At 45.9% G+C, this 16,339-nt stretch carries 14 protein-coding genes; 7 read left to right on the top strand and 7 right to left on the bottom strand.

Annotated features, from left to right (window positions below):
* Window positions 1-18: 18 nt before the first annotated feature.
* Window positions 19-621 carry an acyl carrier protein phosphodiesterase gene (locus tag FXO21_RS25115; protein WP_149642664.1) on the bottom strand — a complete coding sequence of 201 codons (603 nt, stop codon included), beginning with the start codon at window positions 619-621 and terminating at the stop codon, window positions 19-21.
* A 97-nt stretch (window positions 622-718) separates the two neighbouring features.
* On the opposite strand from FXO21_RS25115, the gene FXO21_RS25110 reads away from it, so the two are divergent.
* On the top strand, window positions 719-1,234 hold the full coding sequence (locus FXO21_RS25110; RefSeq protein WP_149642663.1) for an FKBP-type peptidyl-prolyl cis-trans isomerase: 516 nt from the start codon (window positions 719-721) through the stop codon (window positions 1,232-1,234).
* A gap of 106 nt (window positions 1,235-1,340) precedes the next feature.
* On the opposite strand, the gene FXO21_RS25105 is transcribed toward FXO21_RS25110, so the two are convergent.
* The gene (locus FXO21_RS25105) at window positions 1,341-1,823 is read right to left on the bottom strand and encodes a deoxycytidylate deaminase (protein ID WP_149642662.1); all 483 of its coding nucleotides are present in this window, start codon (window positions 1,821-1,823) and stop codon (window positions 1,341-1,343) included.
* Between the two features lie 64 nt (window positions 1,824-1,887).
* On the opposite strand from FXO21_RS25105, the gene FXO21_RS25100 reads away from it, so the two are divergent.
* Complete coding sequence (locus FXO21_RS25100) at window positions 1,888-2,976, top strand: DUF922 domain-containing protein (protein WP_225865856.1); 1,089 nt, start codon at window positions 1,888-1,890, stop codon at window positions 2,974-2,976.
* On the opposite strand, the gene FXO21_RS25095 is transcribed toward FXO21_RS25100, so the two are convergent.
* From FXO21_RS25095 to FXO21_RS25085, 3 genes are read right to left on the bottom strand one after another with little or no spacing between them, the layout of a single operon-like run.
* The gene (locus FXO21_RS25095; RefSeq protein WP_149642661.1) at window positions 2,970-4,760 is read right to left on the bottom strand and encodes a ComEC/Rec2 family competence protein; all 1,791 of its coding nucleotides are present in this window, start codon (window positions 4,758-4,760) and stop codon (window positions 2,970-2,972) included. The two genes, FXO21_RS25100 and FXO21_RS25095, sit on opposite strands and share 7 nt — an antisense overlap.
* 3 nt (window positions 4,761-4,763) lie before the next feature.
* Complete coding sequence (locus FXO21_RS25090) at window positions 4,764-6,029, bottom strand: M43 family zinc metalloprotease (protein ID WP_225865855.1); 1,266 nt, start codon at window positions 6,027-6,029, stop codon at window positions 4,764-4,766.
* 4 nt (window positions 6,030-6,033) lie between these two features.
* The gene (locus FXO21_RS25085; protein WP_149642659.1) at window positions 6,034-6,981 is read right to left on the bottom strand and encodes a PhoH family protein; all 948 of its coding nucleotides are present in this window, start codon (window positions 6,979-6,981) and stop codon (window positions 6,034-6,036) included.
* 247 nt (window positions 6,982-7,228) lie between these two features.
* On the opposite strand from FXO21_RS25085, the gene dnaB reads away from it, so the two are divergent.
* Window positions 7,229-8,842 (top strand): replicative DNA helicase, encoded by a 1,614-nt coding sequence (dnaB, locus tag FXO21_RS25080; protein ID WP_149642658.1) that lies wholly within the window; start codon window positions 7,229-7,231, stop codon window positions 8,840-8,842.
* A gap of 47 nt (window positions 8,843-8,889) precedes the next feature.
* Here the strand turns inward: dnaB and rlmD are convergent, their stop codons facing one another.
* Window positions 8,890-10,302 (bottom strand): 23S rRNA (uracil(1939)-C(5))-methyltransferase RlmD, encoded by a 1,413-nt coding sequence (gene rlmD / locus FXO21_RS25075; RefSeq protein ID WP_149642657.1) that lies wholly within the window; start codon window positions 10,300-10,302, stop codon window positions 8,890-8,892.
* A 63-nt stretch (window positions 10,303-10,365) separates the two neighbouring features.
* On the opposite strand from rlmD, the gene FXO21_RS25070 reads away from it, so the two are divergent.
* The 3 genes from FXO21_RS25070 to FXO21_RS25060 all read left to right on the top strand — a co-directional run bounded on the left by FXO21_RS25070 (window position 10,366) and on the right by FXO21_RS25060 (window position 15,322).
* Window positions 10,366-12,573, top strand: a complete 2,208-nt coding sequence (locus FXO21_RS25070; RefSeq protein WP_149642656.1) for a T9SS type B sorting domain-containing protein — start codon at window positions 10,366-10,368, stop codon at window positions 12,571-12,573.
* A 359-nt stretch (window positions 12,574-12,932) separates the two neighbouring features.
* Window positions 12,933-13,586: an NAD(P)-dependent oxidoreductase gene (locus FXO21_RS25065; RefSeq protein ID WP_149642655.1), complete on the top strand. Its 654-nt coding sequence runs from the start codon at window positions 12,933-12,935 to the stop codon at window positions 13,584-13,586.
* Between the two features lie 413 nt (window positions 13,587-13,999).
* Window positions 14,000-15,322, top strand: a complete 1,323-nt coding sequence (locus FXO21_RS25060) for a porin (protein WP_225865854.1) — start codon at window positions 14,000-14,002, stop codon at window positions 15,320-15,322.
* On the opposite strand, the gene FXO21_RS25055 is transcribed toward FXO21_RS25060, so the two are convergent.
* Window positions 15,319-15,774 carry an SRPBCC family protein gene (locus tag FXO21_RS25055; RefSeq protein ID WP_149642654.1) on the bottom strand — a complete coding sequence of 152 codons (456 nt, stop codon included), beginning with the start codon at window positions 15,772-15,774 and terminating at the stop codon, window positions 15,319-15,321. The genes FXO21_RS25060 and FXO21_RS25055 overlap by 4 nt on opposite strands.
* Before the next feature lie 104 nt (window positions 15,775-15,878).
* Between FXO21_RS25055 and FXO21_RS25050 the strand changes: the two genes are divergently transcribed.
* Complete coding sequence (locus tag FXO21_RS25050) at window positions 15,879-16,325, top strand: SRPBCC domain-containing protein (protein ID WP_149642653.1); 447 nt, start codon at window positions 15,879-15,881, stop codon at window positions 16,323-16,325.
* Window positions 16,326-16,339: the final 14 nt, after the last annotated feature.

Below are 16,339 nucleotides of genomic sequence, written 5' to 3'. Positions count from 1 at the left end.
CTGGGCATAATGCCGCAATTATGCTGCATTATCGGCTAAAAATTGCGCTGACCCTGCCTGCAAATCCGGAAAAAACAATAAAAATTTCTCGTAGTAAAACGCTTCGTTTGCCCTAAGGTCCTGCCCTGCTGATTGAATCGGTTCCAGATAAGCCACGCGTCTCGAAAGTCGCTGAAAAGTAGTGTCAATCCCTTCAAAAGTAGCGTAACCTGTCAGCCAATCCTGCCGGATCATGGCTCTTACCATCGGGATCATCTCCTCGGGGATCAGGTACTCATTTTTTTCAATGGTCGAGTAGGTTGCATGTGCATACACGAACAGCGGGTCGCTGTGGTAGTCGGCAAAATGTTTTGCAAGAAAATAATCAAAGTAAATGTCTGTTACAATTCCTGCAAGCTTTCCCAGCGACCTGGCAGCCAGATGTTTGGCTTCGCGCACTTCTTCATGTGAATCCGTAAAGGAATCTATAAACCTGTGCAGTTTGAGACCCAGCACGTATTCAGGGTTCCAGTTAGCAGTCTTGGTTTCTGTCAAACGACCTTTCACAAAATCGCCCACATAATTTCCCATTATAACCCCCTCACGCTCTCCAGACAGCAAAATATGGGCTAAAAAATTCATATAGATTACTTTTTGAAGAAAATTGCCGTAGGTTTGCCAATGCTCCAATTATGGAACAATTATTTTACAACAACATTCATTTTAATCAAACGAGCAAATGAAAGTCGAAAAAAATAACGTCATCGCGTTAACATATAGTTTACAAATTCCCGATTCCGACGGAGAAATGGATGTTGTTGAAGTGGTCAACGAAAACGACCCCATGTACTTCATCCACGGCATCAGCGGACTGCCGGAAGGTTTCGAAAATCAGATCGAAGGCCTGGCTGCCGGAGACACCTTCGATTTTACTGTAACTGCCGAAGAAGGCTACGGAGAATATGACGAAGAGGCAGTCGTAGAGCTTCCGAAGGCAGTTTTCCAGATGGAAGATGTAAATCAGGACGAATTACTCCAGATCGGAAATATCATTCCTATGACCAACGAGGACGGCGAAAGAATGCACGGCCAGGTGGTGGAAGTAAAAGGCGATGTAGTCGTCATGAACTTCAATCATCCGCTTGCAGGCAAAGAAATGCACTTCTCAGGCCAGATTGTATCGATCAGACCTGCTACTCCAGAAGAAATCAGCCACGGCCACGTGCACGGAGCCGGTGGCGTGCATCATCATTAGAAAAGGAAGGATGGAGTAAGGAGGATGGAGGAAAGGGAAAAAGGAGAATAAAGAATAAAATTTTTTCCTTCCTCCTTCCTCCCTTTTCTCCTTCCTCCCTTTTCCCTTACTCCCTCTCCTTCCCATACTGCTCCACTTCTACGCCGAACCTTTTCAAAAACTCGACGCCTTCTTCTATTGCTATCCCCTTGTAAGCTGCGTAGGAATGCAGGAACACTACTTTCTTTATTTTCATCGTATAAATCACCCGCGCGCAGGCAATGCAGGGTGCCAGGGTGACGAATAATGTCGATCCTTCGATGTTTGAGCCGTTTTTAACTGCAAATAAAATTGCGTTTTGTTCTGCGTGAAGCGCAAGTGAACAGCTTCCCTTTGCGTCCCTCGGGCATCCTACGCCCGGAAATTCTTCGTCACAATTGTGGGTACCTGCCGGCGGACCGTTGTAGCCTATTGAAATAATTCTTGTATCTTTTGTAAGCACTGCGCCGACCTGGGCTTTGATACAATGAGAGCGTTTGGCAAGATTTTTCGCCAATTCCATATAAATGTCATCAAATTCAGGCCGCAAATTCGTTGTAGCTAATGTCATTCGGTTTACTGTAATAATTTATACAAACTTAGATAAATGACAGCTCGTTTCAATGTGGCCTGATATGATGTCCCTACGCTTTCTGCTTCTAATTACCCTGCTCATAACGGCGCTTGCGGCACAAGCACAGCAAGACCGCATTATCCTGAACCTGGCCAAAGACCCTGCCGGTTTATTTAAGTCGTATAAATTTTACATCCAGGAAGTAGAAGATAAGAGAAGTTTGCCGGGGGCCGTGCTCGGAAAAGTAATCGCATTGGGAAAAGAAGTACCAGTTGTATTGCCGGGAAATGCAGAAAAAGAGCTGTTCAGCTACTGGAGTTTCTTAGCGCCAAAGAAGCACGAAACTTACCTGCCGCTCTATGTGACCTTGAAGGATTTTGCATTAAATGAAAAAAGAGTTGCTCCCAATAAAGTGACGGGAGAAGTGAGACTAAACATCAGGTTTCGTTGGTACCGCAACATGGAATCGGTGGAACTGACTGGTTATCAAACCTCTGCAACCTACACCCGCCCGGAGAGGGACTACGATTATGAAAAGCTGGTGAAGCAGCTCGTCGACCAGTCGCTTACTCATTTTCACAAATGGATGGTCAATAATACAGGCAAAAATCCGGCGCTAGCAAGGAATCTTTTGCTGGTATTTAAAGAAATTACCGATGGGGCGACCGAGGATACCGTTTTTTACTCACCAAAAAGACCCCTGATCTGGGACGATTTCAAGGTACGCAGCGGAAAACCCGGAAGCCGGTACGCGGCCGCAGTTTTTACCAGTTTCGGCTACGAGGGACGATCCTATCCAAAAGACAATGACCTGGTTGTGGAAATCGGGTTAAAAACCTTTATGGTCAAAAGTATGTCCTGGGGTAGGCCGGAATCCAGAAATGCAGGCACTTTACGGCACGAGCAGATCCACTTTGACATTACAAGGCTCGTCGTAGAGAAATTTAAGAACCGGCTCCGAAAAGCCGACCTTACCATTGAGGATTACGACAGTGAAATCCAATACCAGTTCCTGGAAGCATTCAGGGAAATGAACCGGGACCAGGAACAATATGACGGAGAAACCGGCCACGGACTCAATGCAGCCGCTCAGGCTGCCTGGGACAAAAAAATAGCCGCACAAATCGCAGCTGTTTATGAAGTTCAGTGAGCAGATTTCACAGCAAAAATGACCTCTCCTATCTCCCGGGTCACTACGTAGTTTTTGATGTAAAAATCAAAAGCCTGCTTATCAGATCTGAATGCTGCGTCGGAAACCAGATAGAGTTTGCTTCCATATTTATAGCTTCCAACTGTGTGTTTTGGAATATTGTAAGAAATACTTTCTGTCAGCAGATAAGACTGAATGCTGATGGAAACGGAAATAGCTACGAAAAGGAAGGTTAACAGGAAACTGTACTTCAAATACTGGAATTCCCTTTGTTCGTAAGCCAGCCAGATCAGTAAAAACAGCGTGTAGAGCAGCATTGTTTCAACAATCCCGAGATTTATCTGCCCGACCAGATACCCGGGTAGATATCTAGGAATGCCCGCCGAAACATTGGTGAAATAGGCTGACCAATCCACTACCTGGGCGAAGATCCATTGCAACCAGTCGAGATTTATCAGACTCGCAAAAAGCAGTATCATCGCGGCAGGCAGCAGCACATTCGTAAATCCGATTACAAAAGGATTGACTAACCAGAAGTAGGTTGGAAATTGATGGAAATAGAAAATACTCAATGGAAAAGTGGTCAGTTGAGCTGCAAATGCCAGTGCGGAAATTTGCCAGATGAATCTTATAATTCTATTTGAAGGCTTGAATATCGCATAAATCGGATTATAGAAAAGGAAAATACCGGTCATAGCCAGATAAGACAATTGGAACCCCACATCAAAGAGCGCAGCAGGATCAAACAACAATATCAAAAGGGCCGAAATTCCGAGCGTGTTCATTGAAAGCTGCTTACGCCCCGAAACCTCCGCAAGTACAAACACGATGCACATAATTGTTGCCCGCTGAACCGAAGGAGAAAACCCTGTTGCGAGTGCATAAAACACCAAAAGCAATGCCACAACGCTGACATACAGCACTTTCCCGCCTCTCCATTTCTTCAACCACCCAAGAATAGTGGTAATCATCAAAAAAATGATCGCCACATGCATTCCAGAAACCGACAAAATATGTACCGAACCCGAGGCAATATAATCGTCTGTCTGCTCTGCGTGGAGATCATCCCGCCGACCCAGGAGCATGGCTTTAACCAAACCATAAGACCGGTCATCGGCCAGGTTCTCGCGAAAACTACTATCGGCCCAATCGGAAATGTCTGTAAGCCAAAAACGTGCAGGCGCATCCTTTTTGGCAAAATGGTATACATCGAAAACGCCCGGCCCCAGCTGATCAGTCCATAATATGCCTTTATTTCTCAGATATTTGCGGTAATCGAATTGTTCCGGATTATTGGCCGGCATAGGTCTTTCCAGCCGGCCCTTCACAATCAGCAGGTCGCCAGGCTTTGGAATTTCGTCAGCATCGGCGGGGATATTGATCAGTACTTTCGTTGACATTTTCACCCAGTTATCGCTTTCCATTACACGTACTATCTCCGCCTCAACCCGCACCGAGTTACGGCGCTTCTCTGGCAGGCTGATAACCTTCGCCTCGTAGCCCGAATAGTCAGACTCCTCAAAAGACGAAATAATACTGTCCAGCTTTTGCTCACCGGATATCCTGCAAAAGGAGCCGAGAGCGATGAATGAAAGCCATATTGAAATGATTACGCCGCGCTTTAATTCGAAATAATGGCAGAGGAAAGAGGAAATTCCAGCCAGTAAAAATACCGGCAAAGCTAGGTGCCCGCTAAAATATGGAGCCAGCAATAATACGTCACCCAGCAGGATGCCGGCGATGAAAAGCAGCACGAAGCCAACAAACGGTGCTCTTGAAAGCATATATTACCTTACGTAAAATTTCCTGGTCAGCGTCTTCGAGGCTGTCTCGACTTTATAAAAATAAAGCCCGCTGGGGAGATTTTTTACGTTGAGTGATGTTCGGTTCAGCTTGTCCTGGATGACCTTCTGACCTCTTTGATTGAATACGCTTACCGTGAATACTTCAAAATTCGGAGTAAAAATGCTTGAAAAAAGTGTCTCCTGTACCGGATTTGGGTAAATATCCACCAGGAGCTCGTCAGTAGTGATCTTGGAAAACTCAACCAGCTTCGCTCGTCTCGGGCTCAGTTCCAGCACTGCATGCATTCTCTCCATTTGATCATTTGTAAAAACGCTCATACAAGCGTCGGGAGAATAATCCATGTAGTTCTCGATCATATTACGCGTATTTACGCCGCGGCAATCAGAAAACACCGGCGTGCATTCGATATCCGTCGTTTCATTTTTGGTATATGCAGGCGGTGTGTCTTCACAATGGTCCGTTCCGCAATTCCTGTCCCCCCAAATGTGGATCAGCCCTAACCAATGCCCTACTTCGTGTGTGGTTGTCCGTCCCAGATTGTAAATGCGGCTGGTAATTGCCTCCGCGTTTCGTCCAAAATACCTGAAATCGATGATCACACCATCTGTCAAAGCATCTTGTTCTTCGTCTTCCGAAGTCGCCAGACCTTGTGTACGGTTATTAATTTCGGTCACGACAGGAAATTGAGAAGTACCTAAATACCTGTCGTTCAGCCTGCAAACCCATATATTAAGGTAACGGTTAGTGGACCAGGCGGGCGAGATTTCAGCCAGGTCATCCCCGTCAGTGATAGGGCTGAATTGCGATTTGGAATTATAAGTTCTCACGATGGTAACCAGCTTGAACCTGATCCCGGTATCGACACCAAGTGAGTCGGTATAAAATCCCTTATAGCCTGAAGTATTGCTGTAATCCTCGTTCAGGACTTCGATCTGGCTATTCACTTGCGCATCGGTGATATTGGCATTACCCGCCCCGCCCATACTTCGGCCTTCCTCTGAATGTATGACATGCACGACTACAGGAATGGTAACTATCTCGTCCGCATTTGTCCTTTTATTGACCCTGCTGCGGCTGATATATTGCTGAATAACTGCCTCCGATTGCTGTCTTAACTTAAAAAGAGCAGGATTCTTTGAAATTCTCAACGAATCCTGCTCTGTACTGGCGCAACGAATCAGCGTCGACTCGGATACCTGTGCCACGGAAAGTGACACGGTGCCCATCATCAACAGTAACGTGATCAAAAATCTATTGTTCCGCTTTTTCATAGGCCGCCAGAATATCCTTAACCAACCGGTGCCTTACAACATCAGATCCATCCAATTCGACGAAACTGATCCCTTTAATACCTTTTAAAACCGTCAGCGAATCGATAAGACCGGATTTCAGGTTTTTCGGGAGATCAATCTGAGATTTGTCACCTGTAATTATCGCTTTTGAACTTGGCCCCATCCTTGTCAGGAACATTTTCATCTGCATGGGTGTCGTGTTCTGCGCCTCGTCCAGCAATATAAATGCGTTGTTTAGAGTCCGGCCGCGCATATACGCCAGCGGGGCGATTTCAATCGTGCGGCTTTCGAGATACAGTTTCAGCTTCTCGGGAGCGATCATGTCGTCCAGCGCATCGTAGATCGGGCGCAGGTACGGATCGATCTTTTCTTTGAGATCGCCGGGCAAAAAACCCAGGTTCTCCCCTGCCTCCACCGCCGGGCGCGTGATAATAATTTTCTTTATTTCCTTATTTTTCAGCGCCCTGACTGCTATCGCCACGGCTGTGTAGGTTTTACCGGTACCCGCCGGTCCAACTGCAAATACAAGGTCATATTTGGCAGCCTGCTCTACCAGTAGCCGCTGGTTGGTTGTTTTGGCTTTGATCACCAATCCCTTGTTACCATAAAGGATCACGTCGTCATCATCGTCGCCACCGGCAACCGGCGTTTTAGAAATTCCGTTGAGATAGCCTTTTACATTGTCATTGGTGATTTTACCATACTTCTGGTAATGCGCAAGAAGTGAATCCATTACATCCGTGATTCTGATAATTTCGGGAGCAGTGCCCTGGATGCGGATCTCGTTGCCTCGTGAAATGATCTTGCTTTCGGGGAAAGCTGCGGCCACTTCCTTGATATTCGAATTATGAATACCCAAAAAGTCAACCATTGAAACGTCTTCGAGCGTGATGATTTTTTCCAGCAAATGAATCAAAGTTTAGTGTTTACCTATTTCTTCTAAAAAGTTAGTAATAATACCAACATTTATAAAACATAGATTTAAAAAATCAAATTTCAAGAACGAAAAACGCTGGTAAAAAATGGTGTTTTCCAAGCAACTCTTTCATTATCAGAGTAGCTGAAAATTTTCAGGTTTTACGAAAAAAATATTGACTGAACTTGACTGTTCTTTCCTTTTGAACGCGCGCCGCAATGCGTAACTTTGTCTTCATATGGAAAACGAAAAAGGCCCCAATAACCAGTCAAGACAAGGCTCCAAATCCGGTGCATTCGCCAAGAAACCTTACGGTGCCAGAACTCCTTCTATTGACCAGAATATCAGCAAATTACCCCCACAGGCCGTGGATATGGAAGAGGCTGTACTGGGTGCTTTGATGATTGAAAAGGATGCACTTACCGCGGTAGCCGACATTCTTCGTCCTGACAGTTTTTACAAAGAGGCGCATATCCGTATTTACAGTGCGATCATTACCCTTTTCGCTGATTCAGAACCGATTGATATGCTGACCGTCACTGCCAAATTACGCAGTACCGGAGAGCTTGAAATGATCGGAGGCGCAACCTACATCATGCAGCTGACGAGCAAGGTTAACTCGGCGGCGAATATTGAATTCCATGCAAGGATCATTTCTCAGGCCTATATCAAAAGAGAACTGATCAAGATTGCTTCTGAAATACAGCGGGATGCATTCGAAGAGACGACAGACGTATTTATGCTCCTCGATAAGATGGAGCAGAACCTGTTTCAGATCTCGGAATCAAATATCAAGAAAAACTACGCTGACATGGGCGCGCTGATGCGACAGGCATTGGCAGAACTGGATCAGAAAAAGAATAATAAGGACGGTCTGACCGGAGTACCTTCCGGTTTCAGCGCGCTGGACAGGTTAACCTCCGGCTGGCAAAAAACGGAATTGATGATCCTCGCGGCGCGGCCTGGTATGGGAAAAACGGCATTTGTCGTTTCCTCACTCCGGAATGCCGCCGTAGAGTTTAATATGCCGGTAGCGATATTCTCACTTGAAATGTCGTCGGTACAGCTTGTAAACAGGCTTATTTCCGCCGAAGCAGAAATTGATAGTGAAAAAATCAGGAAAGGTAGTCTGGCCCCACACGAGTGGGAGCAGCTGCACCACCGCATTCACCGCCTTACCAACGCCCCTATCTTCATCGACGACACCCCTGCCCTTTCTATTCTGGAATTGCGTGCCAAATGTCGCCGCCTGAAAGCCCAGCACGACATTCAGATGATCGTAATCGACTATTTGCAGCTGATGACGGGTGATACCGGCGGTAAGGGAGCAGGTAACCGGGAGCAGGAAATTGCGATGATCTCACGGTCGCTGAAAAACCTGGCAAAAGAACTGGACGTGCCGGTTATCGCATTGTCACAGTTAAGCCGGGCCGTGGAAACGCGTGGAGGTGAAAAACGGCCGCAACTATCCGATTTAAGGGAATCCGGTTCTATTGAGCAGGATGCAGATATGGTAATATTCCTGTACCGTCCTGAGTATTATGGCATTACAGAAGACGAGGCTGGAAATTCTGTGGCAGGTATCGGTGAAGTTATCCTGGCTAAAAACCGGGCGGGCTCCCTGGATACAATCCAGCTTCGTTTTATTGGTAAGTACACCAAGTTCACCGACCTCGATTCTGCCTATACCCCTGCCCCATTCTCGGTCGACCGACCAATTCAGACCACCAATCCAATCGGCTCATTTGAGAGCCAGGCAAATCCTTCATCAGCAGGCGGCACATTAAGAAGCCGCGCCAACGACCTCAGCAACTTCGACTACAAAGGCCCGGACAGCGAACCGCCGTTTTAGGCCCTAAATCCCCCGAGAAGGGGACTTTTTGCGATCTGCAAGGTTCGCTAGGAAATTTCGGGGTGACGCCTAACCAGCAACGCCACATTTTCCACATGATGCGTATTAGGGAACATATCTACCGGTTGCACTTTGGTCACTTCGTAGTCCTCAGACATCAAAGCAATGTCGCGTGCCTGGGTCGCTGTATTACAACTTACATACACAATTCGGTCTGGTGCAGCTTTCAGGATGGTTTCTACTACCGGCTGATCCATACCTGCGCGCGGGGGATCTGTGATAATAACGTCAGGCCTTCCATGCGTGTTCAGGAAATTCTCGTTCATGATTCCGCGCATATCCCCGGCAAAAAAGGACGTATTCGTAATGCCATTCAATTCAGAGTTCCTGCGCGCATCCTGCACTGCGGCTTCCACATATTCTACACCTACCACTTTTTTCGCCCTTCTGGCTACAAAATTAGCAATCGTGCCGGTTCCGGTGTATAGATCATAAACCGACTCATTTCCTGTCAGCCCGGCATATTCTCTCGCCACGCTGAAAAGCTGGTAAGCCTGGTCAGAATTCGTCTGGTAAAACGACTTCGGCCCCACCAGGAAAGTCAGGTCTTCCATTGTTTCGCGGATAAAATCCTCTCCCGCATAATGGATTACGTTTTGGTCCTGGTACGAATCGTTGCCTTTCAGGTTAATGATATAATTCAGAGAAGTGATTTCCGGATGCGTTTTGTGCATATATTCCATTACCTCCGCGATAGCTTCCTGATTGTCTGCTCCAAATTGCACGATCACCATCACATCTCCGGTATTCGCAGTGCGAACAACCAGGTTCCGCATAATGCCGACGTTGAAACGCACATCATAATAAGGAACGCTTTTCAGATCGGCGAAGTGGTGCAGCGAGTTCCGGATCGTGTTCGACGGGTCGGGTTGCAGGTGACAGTGGTCTACCGTAAATATTTTGTCAAAACGTTTGGGAACGTGAAAGCCCAGCGCATTCTTCGAGAACTGCTGCCCCGAATCCATTTGCTCTTTCGTCAGCCAGCGCCAGTTTGAAAAAGTAAATTCCAACTTATTGCGATAATATTCCGTCTTCGGTGCAGCCAGGATCTGGCTAATCTCAACATTCCTAATCTTACCAATTCTTTCAAAATGGTCAATTACCTGCTGTCTTTTAAATTTCAACTGATGCTGATAGTCGATGTGCTGCCATTTACAACCACCGCAAACCGTGTGGTGAAGACAGTAAGGATCGGTCCGTAACGAGGATAATTTGTGTGTTTTTGTAACGATCGCCTCCTTTAATTTCTTCTTTGTTTTGACTACCTGCAAATCAACGATGTCACCGGGCGCCACATTTCCTTCTACAAAAATTACACCGTCCTCCGATTTAAATATACATTTGCCTTCTGCCGCAAAATCGGTAATTTCAACGTATTCATATTTGTTATTTTTGAGCATACTCCTTTTTTAATTTACTAAAATCCAAAACCTTATAGGATCATTTTTACAGTTCATCAAACCATGAAAAAGCGGTTTATCTGGTCAATAATTCTACTTTTCTTTTTTTTTCAAGCCAAAGCCACACACATTGTGGGCGGACAGCTTTTTATCACTGAAAACAAGGACAGTTACTATAACTATAACATCGGGCTCACGATGTATTTCGATGCACTCAATGGAAACCCCGGTGCAGAAGACCCCGCGGTTGTCATCTATGTCTTTCGAAAACGCGACAATGCCGCCATCGGCTGGCTTGAAGCTCCAAAAATAGAACGAAAATCTGTGACGTACGCTAATCCGGTGTGCGGAATATCCACGTTGCAGACCTACATGATCACTTACAGCTCCACATTGCGGCTCAACCCAACCGATTTCGATGATCCGCAGGGTTACTATATGGTTTGGGACAGATGCTGCCGCAATGGTACTATCACCAATATCAAAAATCCCGGCGATGCGGGAAGCCTTTTTTACCTCGAATTTCCGCCGCTTTTTAAGAATAACGCAAACTTTAAAAATTCCTCTCCCCTATTTCCGGCCATAAAAGGCGACTATGCCTGCGTTAACTCACCGTTTTTCTTTGATTTCGGAGGTACCGATGCCGATGGCGACAGCCTGGTATATAGCCTCATCACGCCCATGCAGGGCTACTCAGACAAGACTAACCCCAGCATTCCCGCACGAGGATCATCCGCTTACCCGCGTCTGAGCTGGATCGATGGCGTGACAGTCGCCAATATTATTCCCGGTCCCGACCCGCTCAAAGTCAACCGCTCTACCGGAATGCTTACCGTTACAGCGGGGAGCATCGGATTGTATGTATTCGCAGTTCAGGTTGATGAATATCGGAACGGGGTCAAAATCGGTACGCTCACCAGGGATTTTCAATTAAAAGTCGTGGATTGCCCGAAAATGGAGCCTCCTAAGCTTTTATACAAACCAAAAGGAAAAACGACCTGGTACAATGAAAATGAGATCATTACAATCAAAAAGGACGATCCAAACTGTTTTGAAGTGATCGTAACCGACCCTACCATTCACCAGATGGTGCGCGTCAATGGACGTGCTGTCAATAACACCAAAGATTATTTCTCGATTCTCCCCGCTGAATTTCGCACGACAATTGCAAATGACACGCTGAAATTCGAGGTCTGCCTTGAAGACTGCTTTGTGACTTATGACAACCGGCCGATACGCATAGATCTCATTGCGGAAGACGAAAGCTGCCCAATACCGCTGACCGATACGCTGAGTATATTTATCAGACGCGAGAGTTCGGGTAACAACCCACCTGCCGTTACTACTTCACTGGGCGCCGACTATGTACATGTTACCGCCGGTGTTCCGATCAACTTTACTGTTTTTGGAAAGGACCCTGACAAAGACAAGCTCACCCTTTCCGGTCGCGGTCGAGATTTTAATATGAACGATATGGGAATGACTTTCGCCGCAGCGTCGGGGACAGAAAATGTCAAACAGAATTTCACCTGGACGCCTCCCTGCCAGGCCAAAAAAGGCGACACACTTGCTGTTGACTTCAAGGTAGAGGATATGCGCTGCGAAGGGAACCCAATGCCTGTTTCCAGGCCGGTATACTTTGTGGTTGACGAATCGCCCAACAATCCGCCCGCTGTGAAAACCTCACTGCCTGTTCAGGAAATCACGCATTTAATCGGCGCGTCGGAAGCGATATCCTTTGACGTCTTCGGCACAGACCCCGACACCAATTTGATCAGTCTGGTGGCGGCAGGGCGCGGCTTCGACCTGAAAGATGCTGGGATGATCTTTGAAGGCAAGTCAGGCGTAAAAACGGTCACTTCACCCTATTCGTGGAGTCCGGAATGTACTTTGCTCGCAGGAGAATCCGAGCAGACTTTCCTGGTGGATTTTATAACCCAGGACAAAAGTTGCGCCGCCGCAAGCGACACTACCACTGTCCGGATTATTGTCAAAGACAGCGAAGAACAACCTTTCCCCGAAATTCCTAATGTGATCACACCAAATGGAGATTCAAAAAATGATTGCCTGGTATTCCAGGAATTGCCAGGCGATAAATGCGATGATCGTTTCAAAGACATCACTATTTACAACCGCTGGGGCAAGCAGGTATACTACTCAAACATCCGACCAAACGACTGGTGCCCTACCGACATATCGGGCGGCTACTATTACTACTTAATCCAGTATACCAGACGATCCTACAAAGGCGGCTTAACCATTTTAAAGTAACATCCTTATAGTACTTCTCACACTTTCTAAAAACAGGAAAAGTAGCATTAAAATTGAATGAATTGATATGTACCTTTCTTTTAAACCGATTAAAAAATACGGCACATAATGAACAAATTAAACGTATAATTAGGTTTAAACATCAAATACATATAATACTGTAATTTACAGTCTTAATGTATTATATTCTAAATAAATAATATACTTACTAAAAGTATCAAATGTGTAAATAGTGAATTTTGTAAATATCTGATTATCAGCAATAAATGACACACAATTTAAATCAAAGCTACCGTACGACCCCTTTCCTCCCTTCCTCCCTTTCCCCCCGTCTCCCCAAATAAACCAAACAACGCAATATGAAAATCGCATTAATCGGAGCCACAGGATTTGTGGGTTCACACATTTTACAAGAGTTGACAGCGCGCAATCACGAAGTAGTCGCTATTGTCCGGAACATATCCAGGATTCCGACGGACAACAATCTGGTGATACCGCTGTCAGTAAATGTCCTGGAATCGTCGGAAGTAGCTGCTGCGGTGACGGGTACAGACGCTGTCATCAGCGCATATAATCCTGGCTGGACAAACCCGAACATTTACACAGAATTCCTGGATGGGTCGCGTTCTATCCAGGAGGGCGTTAAGGCCTCAGGGGTTACAAGACTGTTGGTAATCGGTGGTGCAGGCAGCCTGGAAATAAAACCCGGCGTTCAATTGATAGACACTCCCAAATTCCCCGAAGCATTTAAGCCCGGAGCCAGCGCAGCGCGCGAGTATCTTGAAATCATCAAACAGGAAACTGAGCTCGACTGGACCTATCTAAGTCCCGCCATCGAAATGAATCCAGGTACTTCGGGAACGAGGACAGGGCACTATCGGACAGATTTGAACAAGCCTGTCTTTAACGAAGCTGGTCACAGCACTATCTCTGTGGAAGACCTGGCCGTAGCGATCGTCGATGAAATCGAACAATCTAACCACATTAAGGAACGCTTTACAGTTGGATACTAATCATATTTCAAATTAATACCACCCTAAATTAAAGTACTGCGTAAACAATTCAAATAATACTTTATTATCGGTATAAACTTTTAAAAAGTTACAAACTATCTATATGAAAAATATATTAATAATGAATTGAATTTATGATACATTAAAAAAGTATATTTTGTTTAATACTTTTTATTATTATAATACTAATAAAACGCAAAAGATGTAACTGTAACTACCGCAACACGCTGACAAACAGTTATTTACTTAATATCCCCTTGCTCTTTCCAACATCCTGTTCCAGCGAAGCCGAAAACAATGCGCCAGCCGCATAGTTGCAAATGCATGTCATATCGAAAACTAAGCCAGATTAAGACAACATATTTGCTGGAAATTCAGGTTCTTTGCAGGTTCAGACACCAATAATCAGCTTGATGAAACTCCGCTATGCCGGTTTAACCGTGGCCATTTTTTTCCTGACGGCCTCTCAGGGCTTTTCTCAACGGTTCTTAATGGACCTGGTTGACACCACCAATCAAATGGGCAAAGGAATGCTCTCGATATATGAACGGTATAATCGGGTCAGGATTAGCGGTTATATTCAGCCGCAATTTCAGGTCATTTCAAGAAAAGGAGCAGAAACTTTTGCCGGTGGTAATTTCAGCGCCGCTTCGAATAACCGTTTCATGCTCCGAAGAGGCCGGCTAAGGGTTGACTATGCTCACCTGAATAAAAACAATGATCCCACGTCTTACTTTGTATTTCAATTCGACGGCACCGAGCGGGGCGTTGCAATCCGCGACTTCTGGGGCCGGTTTTATGAAAACAAATTCCGCATTTTTGCACTGACTACCGGGATGTTCGCCCGTCCGTTTGGTCATGAGGTCAATCTCTCGTCTGCGAACCGCGAAAGCCCGGAAAGGGGACGAATGTCGCAGCTGCTTATGAAAACGGAGCGGGATATCGGAGCCATGCTTACTGTAACGAGTCGTCAAAATGACCTATGGTGGCAAAAAGTCAAAGTCGACGTTGGCGTGTTCAATGGTCAGGGAATGGCCGGCCCTGTCGATTACGACAGCCATAAAGATGTGATTAGTCGCCTGAGCTTCAAGCCAAACAAAGTGCGTGCGTTGGGCGGGGCTACCGTTTCTGCTGCGATTTCACATTACCTGGGCGGCATCACGCATCAGTCAGAAGTTTTCTATTCAACTCAAAATAAAGGCAGCGAATATGTCATGCTCCGGGATTCGTCTGCACGTAACCTGGGTAAAAAATCTCCCAGAAATTACGCAGGAGCCGATTTTCAGATCAGTTTTCCAAACAGAAAAGGTGAAACGGAGTTGCGTGCCGAATATATCCGCGGCAGACAAACCGGCACTTTTGCCAGCAGCGAAACACCCGGCGCTTACCCGGCGAGCAACGGTATCAAGAGCCCGCTTTATGCACGCAATTTCGCCGGCGCATACTTCTATTTCCTGCAACATCTGGGCTGCCCCGAACATCAGGTACTCTTTAAATATGATTGGTACGACCCGAATACACGGGTGACCGGCGGGCAGATCAAAGCTTCGGAAGGTTTCAGCAATGCGGATTTGCGCTATGACACGTTCGGGATGGGCTATGTCTACATCGCGAATGAGTCGCTCAAATTTACTTTCTACTACGATATTGTCAGAAATGAAAAGTCGGTTTTGACGGGGTTTGAAAACGATGTACCCGACGATGTCTTCACTTGCCGGGTGCAGTACAACTTTTAGTCACCAAACATTTCGGTCAGTATTTTACGCCGGTAGGTAAATATTTTGGTTACTTCATTTTTTACAAACAATGTATTTACCCAGTCCCCTACAAATCCGAAGGGAACTTTGTAATTCAAAATATCTTCCATTATTACCCCATCCGCGGTTTCGGTGAAATGGTGCTGGTGGTGCCAGAAAGAATAAGGCCCAAAGCGCTGCTCGTCTACAAAGTATTGTCTATCAACTACATGCGTAATCTCAGTGCACCATTTTAACGGAATACCCAGAACCGGTTTAACAATATATCTGATGATTTGTCCGGCATACATTTTCTCGCCGTGGTACTTGGATGTGACTGTAAAACCCATGTGAGCGGGCGTAATGTCTTTCAGATTGGCGGGATTAGAGAAAAAATCCCAGGCTTCATCCAGCGAAACTGGTAATTTTTGTGTGAAGTACAACTCCTGCATATGAGATAAAGGTTTGCTGATTTATATCAATATTCAGGCCAGCGCAGCCCGTACACCTGGCATGATTTTAGCCCATTCAAGGCATGACCAAAATCTGAGCAACAATGAACAGAAAACTCATCGCAACCACGTCAATGTCCATTTACGCTAGTCCGTCAGAGGTCTGGAAGGCATTGATTGATCCCGAAATTGTCAGGAAATATATGTACGGCGCAGAAGTGTATTCAGATTGGCAGGTTGGAAGTCCTATCACTTTCACTGGTGAATGGGAAGGCAAATCTTATGTCGACAAAGGAACAATTCTGGAAATTATCCCGGAGCGGGTACTGAGCTACTCCTACTGGAGCCCGCTTTCCGGTACAGAGGATTTTGAAGACAATTATATGCATGTGACATACCACGTGTCCGAATACGACGATGAGACTACGCTGACCATCACACAAGACAACCTCGACTCCGACGAAGCTGTCATCAAAGCCGAGGAAAACTGGATGAATATTTCCAAACATATCAAGCGATTGCTCGAAGAAGAGCATAAGCATATTTTATAATAGTAACCTTTCCG

Source organism: Dyadobacter sp. UC 10 (assembly GCF_008369915.1).
Taxonomy (GTDB): domain Bacteria; phylum Bacteroidota; class Bacteroidia; order Cytophagales; family Spirosomataceae; genus Dyadobacter.
This window is presented reverse-complemented; position numbering and strand designations above follow the sequence as displayed.

Excerpts from the sequence above, each read along its gene's own strand:
- FXO21_RS25115 (WP_149642664.1), bottom strand. The coding sequence starts at position 621 with ATGAATTTTTTAGCCCATATTTTGCTGTCTGGAGAGCGTGAGGGGGTT.
- FXO21_RS25110 (WP_149642663.1), top strand. The coding sequence starts at position 719 with ATGAAAGTCGAAAAAAATAACGTCATCGCGTTAACATATAGTTTACAA.
- FXO21_RS25105 (WP_149642662.1), bottom strand. The coding sequence starts at position 1,823 with ATGACATTAGCTACAACGAATTTGCGGCCTGAATTTGATGACATTTAT.
- FXO21_RS25100 (WP_225865856.1), top strand. The coding sequence starts at position 1,888 with ATGATGTCCCTACGCTTTCTGCTTCTAATTACCCTGCTCATAACGGCG.
- FXO21_RS25095 (WP_149642661.1), bottom strand. The coding sequence starts at position 4,760 with ATGCTTTCAAGAGCACCGTTTGTTGGCTTCGTGCTGCTTTTCATCGCC.
- dnaB (WP_149642658.1), top strand. The coding sequence starts at position 7,229 with ATGGAAAACGAAAAAGGCCCCAATAACCAGTCAAGACAAGGCTCCAAA.
- rlmD (WP_149642657.1), bottom strand. The coding sequence starts at position 10,302 with ATGCTCAAAAATAACAAATATGAATACGTTGAAATTACCGATTTTGCG.
- FXO21_RS25070 (WP_149642656.1), top strand. The coding sequence starts at position 10,366 with ATGAAAAAGCGGTTTATCTGGTCAATAATTCTACTTTTCTTTTTTTTT.
- FXO21_RS25065 (WP_149642655.1), top strand. The coding sequence starts at position 12,933 with ATGAAAATCGCATTAATCGGAGCCACAGGATTTGTGGGTTCACACATT.
- FXO21_RS25060 (WP_225865854.1), top strand. The coding sequence starts at position 14,000 with ATGAAACTCCGCTATGCCGGTTTAACCGTGGCCATTTTTTTCCTGACG.
- FXO21_RS25055 (WP_149642654.1), bottom strand. The coding sequence starts at position 15,774 with ATGCAGGAGTTGTACTTCACACAAAAATTACCAGTTTCGCTGGATGAA.
- FXO21_RS25050 (WP_149642653.1), top strand. The coding sequence starts at position 15,879 with ATGAACAGAAAACTCATCGCAACCACGTCAATGTCCATTTACGCTAGT.